The organism is Bacillus sp. FSL P2-0099 (genome assembly GCF_038007445.1).
Taxonomy (GTDB): Bacteria; Bacillota; Bacilli; order Bacillales; family Bacillaceae_G; genus Bacillus_A; species Bacillus_A mycoides.
This window is the reverse complement of record NZ_JBBOXE010000001.1, coordinates 2,758,629-2,775,327: the sequence shown is the minus strand read 5'-3', so window position 1 is coordinate 2,775,327 and position 16,699 is coordinate 2,758,629. Positions and strand designations below refer to the sequence as shown.

Below are 16,699 nucleotides of genomic sequence, written 5' to 3'. Positions count from 1 at the left end.
AAAGGTACAGAGAAATATCATTATGAAAGGAAGAAAACAATGATAAGGGAAGCAATGAAAAAAGATGTAACATTTATTTTAGATATTTATAATGATGCAATCCTTAATTCAACAGCTGTATATGCGTACAAACCTGTAACCCTTGAAAATAGAATAGATTGGTATGAACAAAAAAAGGCTGATGGCTATCCAATTTTAGTCTACGAGCTAGATAATAAAGTAGTAGGATTTGCGACATTTGGCCCCTTTAGGGCATGGCCTGCCTATAAATATTCAGTTGAACATTCTGTGTATGTTGATAAGGAATATAGAAAAAATGGAGTTGGGTCCTCTTTAATAGAAGAATTAATTACAATAGCAAAAGAAAGAGAATATATGACCTTAATTGCTGGAATTGACGCAGAAAATGAGAAAAGTATTGCCTTGCATCAAAATTATGGATTTGTTCATGCCGGAACAATACAAAAAGCTGGTTATAAGTTTAATAGATGGCTGGATTTAGCCTTTTATCAATTGGAGCTTAACGGGCCTGAAAATCCTATAGAAGAATAGAGATATTTATTACGGTACAAATAAATTTAAAAAGAAATTGTATATATTTCAAAAGATAGTATGAAGAAATCTCATGCTATCTTTTTATATTCACCAACATAATTAAACAAAAAAAGGTTTTTTACATTTTATATCGAATTTTCAGAGGTGATAAAACAATATAAAAATAGAGATGAATATATATGACAGGTGGATTGCCCACAGCTACAATAAATATTGGTATAATGGGAATGTTTAATAAATTCCTGTTTCTTTATGTAATTGGAGGAAAAGATTTACCCGAGCGAGTTCATAATATAGAGGTTGATGAAACTATTACAACAGCTTTGAAATACATATACAAAGCATATAGTGAAAGCATGCTAGGAGTGAGCGATTGAAACGAAACTTAAAGACTTCAACAATTATTATTCTAATTGTAACGATTATTGCTCTTGAAGTTGGAATTGCACTATACGATCACACGTTGTCATTAGATACAATTTACTTTGCAGCGATTCTTATTTGTATTGTATTGCTTTTTGGCACACGTGTTTCTGAAGAGAAAGAAAGTACATCGAAACAAAGACGAAGACAAACAGCTTTTATATTTTGGCCATCTATTTTATTATTAATTGCTAGTTTTGCCGTTATAAGTTATGTGAGAACAGGCTATGTCTCTGTACCAGGCATAATTGGTTTTTCATGCTTTGTTACATATGCTGGATTTATATTCATCAGTATATTAAAGAGAAGAAGTAAAAATTAAATGTAGCTTACTAAGTTGAAAGGAGGAAATATATGAAAAGCATAGAGAACGGTACTCGCACTGAAGGTGAATACATTAAAAATAAAGTAATTCAATATAATATGTCTATCTTAACAGATGAAGTAAAACAGCCCATGGAACAAGTAAGTTTTGTAGTGAAAGATGAGGAAGGGAAAATCTTTGGCGGCGTTACAGGAACGATGTATTTTTATCATCTTCATATCGATTTTTTATGGGTTGATGAATCGGTTCGTCATGATGGTTATGGAAGTCAACTGATACATAAAATCGAAGACATTGCGAAGGAAAAAGGATGTAGACTCATATTACTAGATTCATTTAGTTTCCAAGCACCAGAATTTTATAAAAAGCACGGCTACCGAGAGTATGGTGTCGTTGAAGATCACCCGAAAGGGCATAGTCAGCACTTTTTAGAAAAGAGATTATAATAATGTTATGTAAACTGTTTGACAGGAGAAAGAAAATGTACACGTATAAATTACAACATGAACAACCAATCTGTGCAGAGAAAATAAAGAAGCTTTATGATTCAGTCGGCTGGTGGCCGGAAAGAAAAGAAATTGATATTGAAAAAATGTTAAAGAATAGTATAGCAATTGGAGTATGGGAAGAAAATGAATTAATTGGATTTGCTAGAGTCATTTCAGATGGTGTTTTTCGAGCGTACATAGAAGATGTTGTCGTACATGAAAGTGTAAGAAATAAAGGTATTGGAGAGAATATGCTTACAATATTACTGGAAGAGATATCTCATATTGATATTGTTAGTCTATTTTGCGGAGAGAAACTAATAAAGTTTTATGGTGAACAGCAATTTAAAGCGACGAAGCAAATTGTGATGCATCGTAATCAAATAGTGGAAGAATAAGAGGTGCCAGAAGAATGAATGCAACGAGAGAGTATTGTTTATCGAAAAGAAAAGCGACAGAAGATTCTCCGGATGGCTGGAGTGCAACATGTATGAGGCTCAATAATAAAATATTTGCGATAGTGAACCATGAAGAAGGTGAAAAAGCTGCAATTACATTAAAATGTGATCCAGAACTCGCATTAAGAATAAGAGAAGATTACCCAGAAACAATAATTCCTGGATATCATATGAACAAAAAGCATTGGAATACAGTGTACATACATAAAGATGTAGGACAAGAACAAATTAATAAGATGATAGATTGGTCGTATGAGTTAGTACTGCAATCATTTTCAAAGAAAAAGCAGCAAGAGTTATTGGATTAATATGTATTAGGAGTGGATGTAATGAAAGACTCAATCAAAGATACGTATGATAAATTAGCGAGTACATATAAAGAAAATCTAGATTTGGCAAATCCATATAACAGTTATTATGAAAGACCAGCGATGATGGAGATTATTCCAAAGAAACTAGAAGGGAAGAGAATACTAGATGCTGGATGTGCAGCTGGATGGTATACTTCTCAATTCGTAGGAAGAGGAGCAAACGTTACAGCAATTGATGTAAGTTCTGAAATGGTAAAAGCCGCAAAGGAAAGTACAGGTGATAAAGCAACATTTCTTTGTCATGACCTTCAAGAAACATTACCATTTGAAGATAATTCTTTTGATATGATTGTAAGTTCGCTTACTCTTCATTACTTGCAAAATTGGAGTAATGTATTTCAAGAGTTTCATCGCGTCCTTAAAACAGGTGGTTTATTTGTGTATTCCGTTCATCACCCATTTATGGATTTTACAAAGTTTCCGTGTGAAGATTATTTTAAAACGCAATTGTTAGTAGATACTTGGCGGAAACCTAATATTACAATTGAAGTAAGTTTCTTTAGAAGGTCACTTCAAGATATTATAAATGAAACAACGAGTAATTTTGTATTAGAAGAGTTAGTCGAGCCGAAACCGATTGAAAAGATGAAGGAAGTAGATGAAAAATCATATTATTATTTAAACACTAACCCGCATTTCCTTATTATAAAAGCGAAGAATACAAAGTGAAACCGTATATAAATAGCTAGTAAAATGATTATATTTTACTAGCTATTTGCAGTTTTACATTATATATTAGGAGATTTTGAAATGAATACGAAACGAAATAGATTACTATATGCAATGTTTACTATAGTTGTTATTATTTTAGGCCTTAGTTCAAGAAAGTTTGCTTTTGCGTTACCTGATTTATTAAATGATTACTTAGGTGATGCTTTATGGGCGTTAATGATTTTCGTTGGATTCGGATTTTTGTTTCCTAAAATAGAAACGAGGAAATTAGCTTTTATTAGTTTGATATTTTGCTACGGGATTGAAATTAGTCAATTGTACCATGCGGAATGGATAGATAGCATTCGAGCAACGACTTTAGGTGGACTCGTATTAGGTTACGGATTTTTATGGAGTGATCTAGTTGCTTATACAATTGGTGTTGGGATTGGAATGTTTTGTGAGTTTATGCTACGGAAGAAATAAGTGACTTTAAAAAGGGGGATTTGTACATGAAGGATATATTAGAAATTGCAAAGTTTTGGTTTCAAGATAAAGGTGTCACAGCTACTGAAATTCAACCAAACGTAACGAAGATTCATTGTAATAATAAGGCGTATATTTTAAAGGGAAAGGGATCGATAAAACAGTTTCTAGTTGAACTAAATGTATTAGAACAGCTTGATGAAAAAGGAGTTAAAGTACAAAAATTAGTAAAAACGAGAAATGATGAAAGGTACGTATTGTATAAAGAGAAGAATTATTGTTTGTACGAATATGTTGCCGGAAGTGTACTAGAAATCAAAGATACAGAAAAGCTAAAAGTGCTAGGAAGCACAATTGGAGAGGAAATGGCTAATTTACATCACGAACTAAATTCAGTGAATAGTGCTAACGAGTTAATAAAAAGAGAGTTATATAAAGTGGTATACGAATGGGCTTTACCGAATTTAGTAAAGAATGAGCATGTTCATCAGGATGTAATTCAAAAAATGGATCAAATACATACAGCTTTCAAGGAAACGGTTCACTCATTACCGAAACAAATTATTCATCGCGATATGCACTTATCAAATGTAATCTTTAGAGAAAGTGATTTTCAAGGGTTTATCGATTTTGAGCTTCTAGAAGAAAACGTTAGAGTATTCGATTTATGCTATTGCTGTACAAGTATTTTAAGTGAGATATTTAGTGATGAAACATTAAGAGGGAAATGGTTACAAATTGTAAGTGAAATTTTTAAAGGATATTATAAGCAAAACATTTTAACGAGAGCAGAACTACAATCAATTTGGTATGTAATGCTTTCAATTCAAATTATATTTATTACTTATTTTGTTCAGTTAAAAGATTTACTAAAGTTAAATGAAGAGATGTTTTTATGGATTTTTGCTAATAAGGAAGATATTGAAGAATCTATAGAAAGAAGCGTACTCATATGAAAAAAATTATATTAATAGGTTCTGGTGGTTCAGGAAAATCTACATTAGCAAAACAGTTAGGGAATAAATTAAATATTAAGGTGCATCATCTTGATGCACTATTTTGGAAACCAAATTGGGAGGGTGTACCGAAAGAGGAGCAAAGAACGGTTCAAAATGAATTAGTTAAAGGGGAAAAGTGGATTATTGATGGGAATTATGGCGGGACAATGGACATAAGAATTAACGCAGCTGATACAATTATCTTTCTTGATATTCATAGAACAATTTGTGTTTATCGTGCTTTTAAAAGAATTGTGCAATATCGGAATAAAACAAGACCGGATATGGGGGCTGGATGTGAAGAAAGATTTGACTTGCAATTTTTCAAATGGATATGGGAATATCCTAAAACGAAACGACCTTCAATTTTAAAGAGGCTAAATCAATTGAGTAAGGATAAAGATGTTATTATTTTAAAATCTTCAAATGAAGTAAGACTATTTTTAGAGAAGCACGATACCATAAATAGTTAGATTATAAAAAGAAGTAACATGGGGGGATAGGATTGAATAGATTCATTGGCCCGGTTGACTCTAATATGGTGAAAATTCCAACAGGAAAAGTAGAATTAAGAGATGATCGAATAAAAAAAGAATGGCAAGTTCAAATAAAACCATTTCTTCTTGCAAAGTATGTTGTAACAGCGGAATTATATTACGCAATTACGAATCGTGCACTAAATGGTAATGAAAATGGTAATAAACCTGTTGTAAATATTTCATGGCATGATGCAATTGCTTTTTGTAATTTACTGTCTAAAATAGCAGGGTTTACAGAGTATTATTCTATACAAGATGATGGGAAAAAGGTTAGTTGTAACTTGCATTCAAATGGCTATCGATTACCGTCTGAGGCAGAGTGGCAATATGCATGTAAAGCAGGTACGACGGGATATACGTATGGGGAACTTCAGAAAATAGCGTGGTATAATGAAAATTCAAGTGGGCAAATTCATGACGTCGGTAAAAAAGAGCCGAATGCATGGGGACTTTATGATATGTTAGGGAACGTTTGGGAATGGTGCTATGATTTGTATGATGAAACAGTGTACGGGTCATACCGCATTTTTCGTGGTGGTAGTTGGGCTGAAGCAGCTAGAGGTTGCGGTGCCACTTGTCGCCGTCGTAGTCATCCTACGTTTCATATAGATGATCTCGGTTTTAGGCTTGCTAGGTCAATTTAGCAGGAAAATGATACATATAACTCCGTAAAGAGTATGGAAAGTATCCATACTCTTTACAACATAGAAATTTTAAAATTTAAGGAGTGTTTTGAATGGCACGTGTTTTATTCATTAACGCTGGATCAGAAGGACATATAAATCCAACATTACATGTTGTAGAAGAACTGATTTCTCGCGGTGAAGAGGTAGTTTATTTTTCAATAGAGGCTTTCAGGGAGCGTATTGAGAAGACAGGTGCTACTGTACGAACGATTGATGATGAAAAATTTATAAAAGCATTTCTTTCCGGTGGTCGAAATTATTTACAGGAAAGAATAAACGGCCTTCTACATACAGCTGATATTGTAATACCTAGTGTTCTAGAACAAATTGAAGGTGAACATTTTGATTATATTATTCATGATTCGATGTTTGGCTGTGGTCGCTTAATTGCCCAAATTCTTAATCTTCCAGCCATAAATTCATGCACATCTTTTGCACAAGATGAAAAATCATTTAAACAAATGTTAGACCATCTTTCTAAAAATATCCCACTGGAAGTTCAGGATAGAATACATAATGATTTTGAAAACTTAACTAATGGAATTACAGAAAAATATGGTGTTAATATAAACTCACCGTATGAAGTTTTCTGTAATCCAGCTTCACTTACTATTGTGTATACAATTAAGGAGTTCCAACCTTTTGGGGATACATTTAATGCAACATTCAAATTTGTGGGACCATCTATCTCTACACAAGTGAAAAATGAAGGTTTTGATTACACTTCAATTGAAGAAAAAAGCCTGATTTACATTTCATTAGGTACTGTTTTTAATGAAGCGCTTGATTTTTATAAACTTTGTATGAAGGCGTTCGAGAATAGTAAGCATACACTTGTTATGTCTATTGGCAACAAAACGGAAATAAGTGATTTAGGTAATATCCCTAAAAACTTCATTGTGAAAAACTATGTACCACAAACTGAACTTCTCAAATATACGAAACTATTTATTACACACGGCGGTATGAACAGTACGCATGAAGGGATATATAACGGTGTTCCACTCGTTGTAATTCCGCAAAGTGCAGATCAGCCAGTAATCGCAAGGCAAGTTGAGAATCTCGGAGCAGGGGTTACATTACAAATGCAAGGATTAACGGAGAGTCAACTACGTGAGAGTGTAGATCTAGTATTAAATAACTCTTCATTCAAAGAAACTGTTTTGAATATGAAGGAGTCTTTCCGAAAATCAGGTGGGTATAAGCAAGCTGTTGATGAAATTTTTAAATTTACAGGCTGTTATTAAAACTATACATGTGAAAGGGTGTCTATATTAAATGATATAGACACTTTTATGTTATATGAAGCGAGGAATTGATGAAATGGAAAGAATGAAAATACTAGATGTAAATTTTGCTGATATGACAGCTACACCATTTTTTCAAGTGGAGGCGAAAAATAGAATTAGATTCGATATAGAATTATTTGAGAGTAATTTGAGAGGATTAAGAGGGATTTTGACTGAACTTTTTAAAAGTCCTGATACGATTGATGTTTCATTTATTTCCGGTTACATAACATATGGTAAAAGTAAGAGAATAAATGAGAAAACAAAAATTGGGAGGTTCATGAAGATTAAGAATTGGACAGAAACGAAAGTAGACGTTGATGATCTTGAAAGTACAATCATATTTACTACGATTAAAGGTGTACATGAAGATGAAGTATATAAGTATTGCAAGTATGTCGTTAATGGTGGTCAGCAAGCGTATATTTTTTTTTATAACGATACTTATTTATTGTATATAAGTACAGACGTTATTGACATTGTTTCACCAGATACAAGTTTAATAGAAAAGTTAAAACTTCAATACAGTGAAGAATATGATAAGTTTTATGAAACTATATTGACGGATTCGGAAATGTTTACAAGTGATAAGTAATTTCAAAGTATTGATAGAAAGATATATGGAAAATGGAGATGGCACGTTGTTTTAAAATAATGTGATCTCACATTGCCATGCGTTTTAAGTTAACGATGAAGGGTTTCAAGACGACTTGGTGCAATTCATCCATATATATACCTAAAATTTTTCATTACAAGTACTACAATTTCTATTGCTCACTTTTACTTTATAAATTTAGGATGTAGTTTTACGTGTTAGTAGTAATTTCACTGTTTCTGCACAACTTCTGCACACATTTAGGTGATTTCTATGTCATGATATATTCAGTAAGTGAAATATATCACAAGAAATGAAATGTTTCTTTACGACGGTGTATGCATATTTACGTATACACGAAATAAGGTTGACTCTTGTTATTCTTTTACATCAAAGCCCACATTACACTACGAAGTATAACAAGAAGGGGACAGGAACATGAATAATCGATTTTTAAAACAACTACAAAACTTGAAAATGAACAAAAAAAGTATAGGAGCTGTTGCATTAACAGCTGGAATTATCGGCACGACACTTATCCCTCAAAATGCATACGCGCACGGCTTTGTTGAAAAGCCTGGTAGCCGTTCCGCTTTATGTAGTCCAACTTATGGTGCTCTAAATGTAAACTGCGGAAGTGTTATGTATGAACCACAAAGTTTAGAAGCTCCAAAAGGATTCCCACAAGGTGGCCCAGTTGATGGGCAAATCGCTTCTGCAGGTGGCAAATTTGGCGGTATTTTAGATCAACAAGCAGCGGATCGTTGGTTTAAAAATACAATCACTGGTGGGGAAAATACATTTACTTGGAAGTATACAGCGCCTCACTTAACAAGCAAATGGCATTACTATATTACAAAAAAAGGATGGAATCCAAATAAAGCACTAACAAGAGCAGACTTTGAGCCGATTGGCACTGTACAACATGATGGTTCTGCAGCTTCAAATAATTTAACTCACAAAATCAATGTACCTACTGACCGTAGTGGATATCATGTGATTTTAGCAGTATGGGATGTAGCTGATACAGTAAATGCATTCTATAATGTAATTGATGTTAACCTCATCAACGATGTGAAACCAGACACAGAAGCTCCAAGTATTCCAAATGGACTTCAGACGCAAAAAGTAACAGCAAATAGTATAGAACTAACATGGAACACTTCTACGGATAATGTAGGGGTGAAAGGATATCAAGTTTTCCGTAACGGAGAGATGATTGACACTGTACTAGGCACTCATTTTATTAATAAACAATTAAAACCAAGTACAGAATACACTTATACTGTAAAAGCAATTGACGCGGCTGGCAATGTATCGAAAGAAAGTACAGCGCTTACAGTGAAAACGACAGTTGAGGCTCCTGATACAGAAGCACCAACACAACCAAAAGGATTACATAGCATGGGAACAACAGCGTCAAGTGTGGATCTAATGTGGAGTCCATCTGATGATAACGTTGGTGTAGACTATTACGATATTTATAGAGAAATAGAAGGAACAATGAAAAAAATTGCAACATCCAATACGACTTCTTATATGGATAAAAATTTACTCGCTAATACTACTTATAAATATGCAGTGAAAGCAGTGGATGTAGTTGGAAATGAATCCGTACAAAGTGATACGTTCACAATTACTACAAAAACTGAAAGCGCTTCATATGAAGCGTGGAATGCAAAGAAAGCATATAAAAAGGGAGATAGAGTTTTACACAAGGGAAAAGTGTATGAGGCAGTCCAGAATTATGAAGGACATGGGGATCCAAACTGGATTTTTGCTTTATCCTTATGGAAAACAGTGTAAGCTTTACCTTAAAATGAAATGAAAGATGATGGGCTTTGATACAAAAAAAGGAAGCTTGAGAATTAACTTTTCTGCTTATAAAAAAGACGACGTATTCAGCGTCGTCTTTTTGTATTAATCTAGAATATTCATCAAAGAGACTTTCAAACGAATACGCTACAGAAAGGTTACTATACGAATACATAATGTAGAATCATATAGTAACCTTTCTATTATGATAACACTTTCGTCATAAGAATATGTGGAATTCCATCTTCCATAAATAGGTCGGAAGAAGTTTGATAGCCTAATTTTTCATAAAACCCTTCAGCTTGTGTTTGACCGTGTAGTTTAACTTTGTTTGCTTCTTTGTTATGAGCAATCTCTTCTAACTTTTGAATGATTACTTTGCCTAATCCGTATTTGCGATAGTCTTTTAAAATACAAATTCTTTCTAGTTTACCCATTCCGTCAACGAATTGTATACGGCCAGTTCCTACAGGAAGTTCATTATAATAAACTAATATATGTTTGCATGCCTCGCCAATTTGGTCATATGTATCGAATTCATCTTCAAGTGGGACACCTTGTTCTTTTACGAACACTTCTTTTCGAATGTGAAAGGCAGTTTCTAAATCTGTAAGTTCTGTTATAAGTTTGGATTGCAAATTGTTCAGTCCTTTCTAGTGTGATATGAATGTGTTTTCATAGTATATCATAATGTAATACTATAAAAGAAAAAACTGACTTGCAAAAGTCAGCCTTTAAAATGCTTAATATTCTTTTATACCGTTTTTTGTTCCGATGATCGCTTTGCTCGTCATATTGATAAATAATCCTGTTTCAACTACACCGGTAATCATCTTTAACTCTGTATGTGTATCATTTGGATTCAATATTTTGTTTGGAAAAATACAATCAATAATTAAATTGCCGTTATCAGTTATAAATGGTCCGCCATCTTTCATACGTAAACGTGTTTCGCATCCTAAAGATTGAATTCTCTTTTCAGTTTGCTTCCAAGAGAAGGGGATGATTTCAATAGGAAGTGGAAAGGTACCTAAATGTGAAACGAGTTTGGATTCATCTGCAATAATTATAAGCTTTTCAGAGGAGGTAGCGACAATTTTTTCGCGAAGTAATGCACCACCGCCACCTTTTATTAATTGTAAATCATTATTGATTTCATCTGCACCATCGATTGTAAGATCGAGTATGTCGATTTCATTTAAAGAGATTAAAGGAATAGCTAGTTGTTTAGCTAATACTTCAGTTTCTTTTGACGTTGGTACAGCTTGAATGGATAAACCTTCTTGCACACGTTCACCTAACTTTTGTATTGTCCAATATACAGTTGAACCCGTACCAAGTCCAACCTTCATTCCATCTTTTACAAAGCCAGCAGCATATTCACCGGCTAGCTGTTTTAAATTCATCCTTTTACTCCGCCGGGCGTGATCCAGCATCTAAACCGGAATTTTCAACTGTAAGTATAGGGCGAACGGTAATATCTTTATGTACACGCATTTGGCACGATAATCGTAAGTGGTCTTCAATTCCTTTTTCCGTAATAGCTTGTTTTTCATCATTTGTCGCCTCACAAAAATCACCTGCAATGACTTCAACTCTACAAGTTGTACATCTTGCTTTGCCACCGCAACGATGAAGAATGTGTACACCGTTATCTTCAAGTGCTAAGACTAATTTCGTTCCTTCTTTAATATCAAAAGTTCCGGTACCTTCAACTGTTAATTTTGGCAAATTGATTCCTCCTCATGTAAAATGCTATATAACATATTTATGACCCGTATTCATGAACATAAACATAAAATTAATTATAAGCCCCGTAACTTTTTTATTTGTTCAATCGTTTATTAAGTAAGCGCTGAAAAGGAGTGGTTATTTTGTGCACAAAAGTAACTCAGGTTTTAAAGGATCATATCGATATGAATCATTCAAATATAAATTTTTTAATTACACATTATGCAGAGGTAAAAAGATACTGTACGTTTTTGACGAAAAACAAATGGGATGGGGAAGACCTTGCCCAAGAAGCAATTTGCAAAGTTCTTCAAAAGTATAGTGAGAAGGAAATTTGTATAACGCTTCTGTATAAAATTGCTCGAAATCAATGGTTAGATCAAATGAAATCAAAATCCGTTCAAGAAAAGTTAGAACAGCAAAATACATTTGAAGAACCACATGGAAAAATTGCAGATTTGCATGAAATGGTAGGGAAAGTATTGTCTTCGTTAAATGTGCAACAATCCGTAATTTTATTATTGAAGGATGTTTTTCAGTATAGTATCGCGGATATTGCAAAAATATGCTCTGTATCAGAAGGGGCAGTGAAAGCATCTTTATTTAGGAGTAGAAATAGGCTGAAAACTGTAAATGAAGAAGGCATTGAAATAGTGGAGTACACGGATGATGTTGAAATCGTTGTAACTTCTATTCGAGAAGAAAGACCTGAATTGTTGACGAAACTTCTCCCAACAATAGATTTCACTAAGTTACCATCAATACAACCAGTGTTATTCTTCAGTATGAAACAATCTTCTTCTTACAGTTGTATGCTTAATGCGGCATAAAACAGATGGAGGGATTTATAATGAGTGTAATTCCTTACGTAATAGAACAAACGAAATTAGGAGAACGCTCCTATGATATATATTCAAGATTATTAAAAGACCGAATTATTATGATTGGTTCAGAAATTAACGATCAAGTTGCAAGCAGTGTAGTAGCACAATTATTGTTTTTAGAAGCGGAAGATGCAGAAAAAGATATATTCCTGTATATCAATAGTCCGGGTGGTTCAACGACAGCGGGATTTGCAATATTAGATACGATGAACCTTATTAAACCAGATGTGCAAACACTTTGTATGGGCTTTGCGGCATCATTTGGTGCGCTTTTACTATTAGCTGGCGCAAAAGGAAAAAGATTTGCGCTCCCTAACAGTGAAATCATGATTCATCAACCGCTCGGCGGTGTAAAAGGGCAAGCAACGGAGATTGAAATTACAGCAAAAAGAATATTAAAGTTAAAACATGATATTAACAAAATTATATCTGATCGAACAGGGCAACCAGTAGAAAAGGTAGCTCATGATACAGAAAGAGATTATTTTATGACGGCAGTAGAAGCGAAGGAATATGGAATTGTTGATGCAGTTATTGAGAAAAAATAACGTAAAACAGGCTAGAGAATATACTAAATTCTCTAGCCTGTTTTTGTCATTCTTTATTCTTTTATCCATTCATCAACTAAAGCTTGATTCTTTTTTATCCATTTTCGAGCAGCTTCTTCTGGATCTTTCGTTTTATTTAACATGACCATTAACGTACCAAGTTGTTCATCGTTCATTTTCCATTGATCAAAGTATTTCACAATATCCGGATGAGCTTTTTCGAAACCTTTACGAACGGAGTAATAAATGTCATCTTTTTCACCATATACTTTCTTAGGGTCTTTTAAATATTTTAAGTCAAATTCTGAAAAGCCCCAATGAGGATTCCAAAGCGTAACAGCGATTGGTTTCTTTTTAGTATATGCCTTCTTTAGTTCGCTCATCATCGCAGCTTCTGAAGATTGGACAAGTTTTAGTTTTATATCATATTCCTTTATTGCTTTATTCGTTAAATTCATTAGGCTACTACCAGGTTCAATCCCAACAATTTTATTATCTAGTTCATCTTTATGTGCATTTAAATCTTCAATACTGTTAACGTTTTTCACATAAGAAGGGACGACTAAACCAAGCCCAGTACCTTCATACCATTTTGATTTTAAGACGAAGTCATCTTTGTAACGGGCATTTAATGGTTTATCCGTAACAGGAAGCCATACTTCTAGATTCGCATCAACATCACCACGTGCGACGCCAGTCCATATCGCAGCTTTTTCTAAATACATGAGTTCAACTTTATAGCCTTTTTCTTCTAATAAAACTTTCCACATATTTGCGGTTGCGATATTTTCTTTCCAACTTGTTACACCAAGTTTAATTTTTCCTTTCGAATTTGCATTTGTTGCATTACAAGAAGTGAAAATCATACTAATAAATAGTAACAGACTTATAATCCATATTTTTTTTCGCATTCAAAACCTCCTGTGAAGCTTTTGCTTTTTATAAATTAATCTATAAGTGAACCTTCTTATTATGAACGGAAACAAGAATTTTTAAAGAAATCTTATATATGTCATTTTTATGTAATATTTCTCTGTAAAATCGCAACACTATGTAAATAGATGGGTAGAAAAGGAGTAGTGACATGGATAATACAAAGGTACGTGTTGAAAATGTAACAAAAGTCTTTGGGAAACATCCGCAACGAGCGCTTACCTTATTAAAAGAAGGAAAAAGCAAATCCGAAATTTTAAAAGAGACAGGAATGAACGTTGGTGTGAAAAAGGCAACGTTTGAAGTATACACCGGAGAAATTTTCGTTATTATGGGTTTATCCGGTAGCGGGAAATCAACGCTAGTTCGAATGCTAAATCAATTAATCAAACCGACAGCCGGGCATATATACATAGATGGTGAAGACATCGCAACGATGGGAAAAGAAGAATTGCGAAGAGTAAGAAGGACGAAAATGAGTATGGTTTTTCAGAAGTTTGCTTTATTTCCACATCGCACGGTAATACAAAATGTTGCGTACGGGTTAGAAATTCAAGGAGTTCCAGTAGAGGAACGAGAAAATAAGGCGTTAGAATCGCTACAGTTAGTAGGACTCGATCATCATAAAGATAATTACCCTAGTCAACTTAGTGGTGGTATGCAGCAGCGTGTTGGAATTGCAAGGGCACTAACGAATAATCCAGATGTATTACTAATGGACGAGTCATTTAGTGCATTAGATCCACTAATTCGAAAAGAAATGCAAGATGAATTGTTAGAGTTACAAGATAAAATGGAAAAAACAATTATTTTTATTACACATGATTTAGATGAAGCTCTTCGAATTGGTGATCGTATCGCATTAATGAAAGATGGAGAAATTGTCCAAATTGGAACACCGGAAGAAATTATGATGAGCCCTGCAAATGAATTTGTAGAGAAATTCGTGGCGGATGTGAATTTAGGAAAAGTAATTACGGCAGAATCTATTTTAAAAAGACCAGAAACGTTATTAATCGATCGTGGGCCGCGTGTAGCTCTGCAAATTATGAGAAATGCAGGTGTTTCTACGGTATATGTTGTGAACAAAAAGTATGAGTTTTTAGGTATTTTAACAGCGGATGATGCAAGTAAAGCAATGAAAAAACAATGGCCAATTGCTGATTTATTACTTAACGATATTCCACACGTTTATCTAGATACATTACTGGAAGAAACGTATGCAAAAATGGCGGAGATGAAATATCCATTACCCGTAATTGATGAAAAGAAAAGGTTGAGAGGAATTATTAAACGTGAAAGTGTCATTCAAGCTCTTGCAGGAAACATCGAGGAAGAGGTGAAAGACGATGAATAATATTCCGCGCATTCCATTAGGCGAATGGGTCGATTCATTTGTTGCAAGTTTATATGAGCACTTTGAAGGCTTGTTCCGAGGATTCTCCTATATTATCGGTGGATTTGTTGATTTACTCACTAATTTTTTAACAATAATACCAGCCATAGTGATGATTATCATCTTATGTTTCCTCATTTGGTACACAACGAGGAAATTATCTTTAGTCATTTTTACGCTCATCGGATTATTATTTATTTTAAATATTAACTACTGGGCACAAACGATGCAAACATTAGCGCTCGTACTTACGTCAGTTATTATTTCAATTATTATCGGAATTCCCATTGGCATTTTAGCATCTCAAAATGAACGTTTCTCAAAATTTTTAAAACCGACATTAGATTTTATGCAAACAATGCCGGCATTCGTCTATCTCATTCCCGCGATAACATTTTTTGGAGTAGGCGTTGTACCAGGCATTATTGCTTCCGTTATTTTTGCTATGCCACCGACAATCAGATTTACAGACTTAGGAATTAGACAAGTTCCAGAAGATTTAATTGAAGCTGCGAATGCGTTTGGCTCTACCGCATCACAAAAATTATTTAAAGTACAATTACCGCTCGCAACGGGAACGATCATGGCTGGCGTGAATCAAAGTATTATGCTTTCGTTATCAATGGTTGTAACAGCTTCACTTGTAGGAGCGCCAGGACTTGGCGTCGATGTATATCGCTCTGTAACACAAGTAAATATCGGAATGGGATTTGAAGCTGGACTAGCTATCGTCGTGATTGCGATTATATTAGACCGAATTACGCAAGGGTTTTATACAAAAAGAAAATAATTCAAAAAACACACTTTATACTACAAAGTGTGTTTTTTGAATTCGAATTACATCCGAACAATAACAGAACCTCCAGCTGGTGCACAAACTTGGTTTTGCTGTTGTTCCATTGATTTTATTAATTGATTATTTTCTTCGATTAATGAGATTAATTTAGCTAATTGGCTTTCAAGGCTTGCGATGCGCTGCATCATGTATTGCGAATCATAATGCAGTGTATTCCTTACTGGATGGGGGGAGTAAGCATATTGTTGATTTATATTTGGATTCCAATGAGGATACATTTGAATCGTTCCTCCTTCAATAAATTACTGATCTTTCTTATAGTAAATGCCTATGTATATGTAATGGTGACTTAAAAATTCTTTCAAACGAAGAGGATTATGTAGGGGGAATGGAAAAGTAATAAAGTACATTTTTTGGAAATTTTCAAGCGGAATAGCAAATATATTAGTAGACAGCAAAGTTCATGTAAATGGATATTATATGGGGAGAAATTATGAGAGGAGATACTATTTTGGCTAATAATAAAAAAAGAAATGATGCTATGACAATTGGTGTCGCTATAGGTGTTGTAATCGGTGTAATTCCTGGTGTATTTAATGATAATATAGCAATCGGAATAGCGATTGGGATTGCAGTTGGAATGGGGATTACGCTTTTGAAGAAATAATGAGTTGTAAATTATTTTAATGTGAAAATTCTCATTTCAAGAGATTGAATTTTCGGAATATAAAA

General features: G+C 33.9%; 23 protein-coding genes and 1 pseudogene. 19 read left to right on the top strand and 5 right to left on the bottom strand.

Annotated features, from left to right (window positions below):
• The first annotated feature begins 39 nt into the window (after nucleotides 1-39).
• From MKY90_RS14120 to MKY90_RS14055, 14 genes and pseudogenes are all read left to right on the top strand, one after another.
• Nucleotides 40-552 (top strand): GNAT family N-acetyltransferase, encoded by a 513-nt coding sequence (locus MKY90_RS14120; RefSeq protein ID WP_341091652.1) that lies wholly within the window; start codon nucleotides 40-42, stop codon nucleotides 550-552.
• Between the two features lie 179 nt (nucleotides 553-731).
• Nucleotides 732-932: pseudogene (locus MKY90_RS14115) on the top strand (serine hydrolase); the annotation flags it as partial.
• Nucleotides 929-1,300, top strand: coding sequence for a hypothetical protein (locus MKY90_RS14110; protein WP_215564386.1), 372 nt, complete (start codon nucleotides 929-931; stop codon nucleotides 1,298-1,300). The pseudogene MKY90_RS14115 and the gene MKY90_RS14110, both read left to right, overlap by 4 nt.
• Before the next feature lie 32 nt (nucleotides 1,301-1,332).
• Nucleotides 1,333-1,749: a GNAT family N-acetyltransferase gene (locus tag MKY90_RS14105; RefSeq protein ID WP_341091649.1), complete on the top strand. Its 417-nt coding sequence runs from the start codon at nucleotides 1,333-1,335 to the stop codon at nucleotides 1,747-1,749.
• A gap of 35 nt (nucleotides 1,750-1,784) precedes the next feature.
• Nucleotides 1,785-2,189 (top strand): GNAT family N-acetyltransferase, encoded by a 405-nt coding sequence (locus MKY90_RS14100; protein ID WP_341091645.1) that lies wholly within the window; start codon nucleotides 1,785-1,787, stop codon nucleotides 2,187-2,189.
• Nucleotides 2,190-2,203: 14 nt separating this feature from the next.
• Nucleotides 2,204-2,557, top strand: a complete 354-nt coding sequence (locus tag MKY90_RS14095) for an MmcQ/YjbR family DNA-binding protein (protein ID WP_003189824.1) — start codon at nucleotides 2,204-2,206, stop codon at nucleotides 2,555-2,557.
• 21 nt (nucleotides 2,558-2,578) lie between these two features.
• Nucleotides 2,579-3,289: a class I SAM-dependent methyltransferase gene (locus tag MKY90_RS14090; protein ID WP_341091643.1), complete on the top strand. Its 711-nt coding sequence runs from the start codon at nucleotides 2,579-2,581 to the stop codon at nucleotides 3,287-3,289.
• 81 nt (nucleotides 3,290-3,370) lie between these two features.
• Nucleotides 3,371-3,757 (top strand): ribosomal maturation YjgA family protein, encoded by a 387-nt coding sequence (locus tag MKY90_RS14085; protein WP_003189827.1) that lies wholly within the window; start codon nucleotides 3,371-3,373, stop codon nucleotides 3,755-3,757.
• Between the two features lie 26 nt (nucleotides 3,758-3,783).
• Nucleotides 3,784-4,713 (top strand): phosphotransferase enzyme family protein, encoded by a 930-nt coding sequence (locus MKY90_RS14080; protein ID WP_003189829.1) that lies wholly within the window; start codon nucleotides 3,784-3,786, stop codon nucleotides 4,711-4,713.
• A complete protein-coding gene (locus MKY90_RS14075) occupies nucleotides 4,710-5,228 on the top strand; it encodes a DNA topology modulation protein (RefSeq protein ID WP_033734054.1) in 519 nt (172 codons plus the stop codon). Before MKY90_RS14080 ends, MKY90_RS14075 begins: the two co-directional genes overlap by 4 nt.
• A 32-nt stretch (nucleotides 5,229-5,260) precedes the next feature.
• The gene (locus MKY90_RS14070) at nucleotides 5,261-5,938 is read left to right on the top strand and encodes a formylglycine-generating enzyme family protein (RefSeq protein WP_033734055.1); all 678 of its coding nucleotides are present in this window, start codon (nucleotides 5,261-5,263) and stop codon (nucleotides 5,936-5,938) included.
• Between the two features lie 92 nt (nucleotides 5,939-6,030).
• Nucleotides 6,031-7,227 carry a macrolide family glycosyltransferase gene (locus MKY90_RS14065; protein WP_341091639.1) on the top strand — a complete coding sequence of 399 codons (1,197 nt, stop codon included), beginning with the start codon at nucleotides 6,031-6,033 and terminating at the stop codon, nucleotides 7,225-7,227.
• A gap of 76 nt (nucleotides 7,228-7,303) precedes the next feature.
• Nucleotides 7,304-7,864: a phosphatase gene (locus MKY90_RS14060; RefSeq protein WP_341091637.1), complete on the top strand. Its 561-nt coding sequence runs from the start codon at nucleotides 7,304-7,306 to the stop codon at nucleotides 7,862-7,864.
• Between the two features lie 438 nt (nucleotides 7,865-8,302).
• Nucleotides 8,303-9,670 (top strand): lytic polysaccharide monooxygenase, encoded by a 1,368-nt coding sequence (locus MKY90_RS14055; protein ID WP_341091636.1) that lies wholly within the window; start codon nucleotides 8,303-8,305, stop codon nucleotides 9,668-9,670.
• A 212-nt stretch (nucleotides 9,671-9,882) separates the two neighbouring features.
• Here the strand turns inward: MKY90_RS14055 and MKY90_RS14050 are convergent, their stop codons facing one another.
• The 3 genes from MKY90_RS14050 to MKY90_RS14040 form a co-directional block, all read right to left on the bottom strand.
• Complete coding sequence (locus MKY90_RS14050; RefSeq protein WP_341091634.1) at nucleotides 9,883-10,317, bottom strand: GNAT family N-acetyltransferase; 435 nt, start codon at nucleotides 10,315-10,317, stop codon at nucleotides 9,883-9,885.
• A 105-nt stretch (nucleotides 10,318-10,422) separates the two neighbouring features.
• On the bottom strand, nucleotides 10,423-11,085 hold the full coding sequence (gene rpiA / locus MKY90_RS14045; RefSeq protein WP_098168322.1) for a ribose 5-phosphate isomerase A: 663 nt from the start codon (nucleotides 11,083-11,085) through the stop codon (nucleotides 10,423-10,425).
• Between the two features lie 4 nt (nucleotides 11,086-11,089).
• Nucleotides 11,090-11,410: a 2Fe-2S iron-sulfur cluster-binding protein gene (locus MKY90_RS14040; RefSeq protein WP_002189833.1), complete on the bottom strand. Its 321-nt coding sequence runs from the start codon at nucleotides 11,408-11,410 to the stop codon at nucleotides 11,090-11,092.
• Nucleotides 11,411-11,553: 143 nt separating this feature from the next.
• Here MKY90_RS14040 and MKY90_RS14035 point away from each other — a divergent pair, with 143 nt between their 5' ends.
• Nucleotides 11,554-12,240 carry an RNA polymerase subunit sigma-70 gene (locus tag MKY90_RS14035; protein WP_002127730.1) on the top strand — a complete coding sequence of 229 codons (687 nt, stop codon included), beginning with the start codon at nucleotides 11,554-11,556 and terminating at the stop codon, nucleotides 12,238-12,240.
• 20 nt (nucleotides 12,241-12,260) lie between these two features.
• Complete coding sequence (gene clpP, locus MKY90_RS14030) at nucleotides 12,261-12,842, top strand: ATP-dependent Clp endopeptidase proteolytic subunit ClpP (protein ID WP_002136712.1); 582 nt, start codon at nucleotides 12,261-12,263, stop codon at nucleotides 12,840-12,842.
• Nucleotides 12,843-12,895: 53 nt separating this feature from the next.
• Here the strand turns inward: clpP and MKY90_RS14025 are convergent, their stop codons facing one another.
• Nucleotides 12,896-13,753 (bottom strand): glycine betaine ABC transporter substrate-binding protein, encoded by an 858-nt coding sequence (locus MKY90_RS14025; RefSeq protein ID WP_341091631.1) that lies wholly within the window; start codon nucleotides 13,751-13,753, stop codon nucleotides 12,896-12,898.
• Between the two features lie 173 nt (nucleotides 13,754-13,926).
• Between MKY90_RS14025 and MKY90_RS14020 the strand changes: the two genes are divergently transcribed.
• Nucleotides 13,927-15,132, top strand: coding sequence for a quaternary amine ABC transporter ATP-binding protein (locus tag MKY90_RS14020; protein ID WP_002013036.1), 1,206 nt, complete (start codon nucleotides 13,927-13,929; stop codon nucleotides 15,130-15,132).
• Complete coding sequence (locus tag MKY90_RS14015; protein ID WP_002127727.1) at nucleotides 15,125-15,961, top strand: ABC transporter permease; 837 nt, start codon at nucleotides 15,125-15,127, stop codon at nucleotides 15,959-15,961. The genes MKY90_RS14020 and MKY90_RS14015 overlap by 8 nt, the downstream gene beginning before the upstream one ends.
• Nucleotides 15,962-16,008: 47 nt before the next feature.
• On the opposite strand, the gene MKY90_RS14010 is transcribed toward MKY90_RS14015, so the two are convergent.
• Nucleotides 16,009-16,245, bottom strand: a complete 237-nt coding sequence (locus MKY90_RS14010) for a hypothetical protein (protein WP_002085127.1) — start codon at nucleotides 16,243-16,245, stop codon at nucleotides 16,009-16,011.
• Between the two features lie 215 nt (nucleotides 16,246-16,460).
• On the opposite strand from MKY90_RS14010, the gene MKY90_RS14005 reads away from it, so the two are divergent.
• Entirely contained in the window at nucleotides 16,461-16,634 is a 174-nt protein-coding gene (locus MKY90_RS14005; RefSeq protein ID WP_098168320.1) for a septum formation initiator, read from the top strand.
• Nucleotides 16,635-16,699 lie beyond the last annotated feature (65 nt).

What these genes read in the sequence shown, in the direction of transcription:
- MKY90_RS14120 (WP_341091652.1), top strand. Translation starts at nt 40, where the DNA reads ATGATAAGGGAAGCAATGAAAAAAGATGTAACATTTATTTTAGATATT.
- MKY90_RS14020 (WP_002013036.1), top strand. Translation starts at nt 13,927, where the DNA reads ATGGATAATACAAAGGTACGTGTTGAAAATGTAACAAAAGTCTTTGGG.
- MKY90_RS14025 (WP_341091631.1), bottom strand. Translation starts at nt 13,753, where the DNA reads ATGCGAAAAAAAATATGGATTATAAGTCTGTTACTATTTATTAGTATG.
- MKY90_RS14075 (WP_033734054.1), top strand. Translation starts at nt 4,710, where the DNA reads ATGAAAAAAATTATATTAATAGGTTCTGGTGGTTCAGGAAAATCTACA.
- MKY90_RS14010 (WP_002085127.1), bottom strand. Translation starts at nt 16,245, where the DNA reads ATGTATCCTCATTGGAATCCAAATATAAATCAACAATATGCTTACTCC.
- MKY90_RS14080 (WP_003189829.1), top strand. Translation starts at nt 3,784, where the DNA reads ATGAAGGATATATTAGAAATTGCAAAGTTTTGGTTTCAAGATAAAGGT.
- MKY90_RS14015 (WP_002127727.1), top strand. Translation starts at nt 15,125, where the DNA reads ATGAATAATATTCCGCGCATTCCATTAGGCGAATGGGTCGATTCATTT.
- MKY90_RS14100 (WP_341091645.1), top strand. Translation starts at nt 1,785, where the DNA reads ATGTACACGTATAAATTACAACATGAACAACCAATCTGTGCAGAGAAA.
- MKY90_RS14055 (WP_341091636.1), top strand. Translation starts at nt 8,303, where the DNA reads ATGAATAATCGATTTTTAAAACAACTACAAAACTTGAAAATGAACAAA.
- rpiA (WP_098168322.1), bottom strand. Translation starts at nt 11,085, where the DNA reads ATGAATTTAAAACAGCTAGCCGGTGAATATGCTGCTGGCTTTGTAAAA.
- MKY90_RS14065 (WP_341091639.1), top strand. Translation starts at nt 6,031, where the DNA reads ATGGCACGTGTTTTATTCATTAACGCTGGATCAGAAGGACATATAAAT.
- MKY90_RS14095 (WP_003189824.1), top strand. Translation starts at nt 2,204, where the DNA reads ATGAATGCAACGAGAGAGTATTGTTTATCGAAAAGAAAAGCGACAGAA.
- MKY90_RS14005 (WP_098168320.1), top strand. Translation starts at nt 16,461, where the DNA reads ATGAGAGGAGATACTATTTTGGCTAATAATAAAAAAAGAAATGATGCT.
- MKY90_RS14090 (WP_341091643.1), top strand. Translation starts at nt 2,579, where the DNA reads ATGAAAGACTCAATCAAAGATACGTATGATAAATTAGCGAGTACATAT.
- MKY90_RS14105 (WP_341091649.1), top strand. Translation starts at nt 1,333, where the DNA reads ATGAAAAGCATAGAGAACGGTACTCGCACTGAAGGTGAATACATTAAA.
- MKY90_RS14060 (WP_341091637.1), top strand. Translation starts at nt 7,304, where the DNA reads ATGGAAAGAATGAAAATACTAGATGTAAATTTTGCTGATATGACAGCT.
- MKY90_RS14085 (WP_003189827.1), top strand. Translation starts at nt 3,371, where the DNA reads ATGAATACGAAACGAAATAGATTACTATATGCAATGTTTACTATAGTT.
- clpP (WP_002136712.1), top strand. Translation starts at nt 12,261, where the DNA reads ATGAGTGTAATTCCTTACGTAATAGAACAAACGAAATTAGGAGAACGC.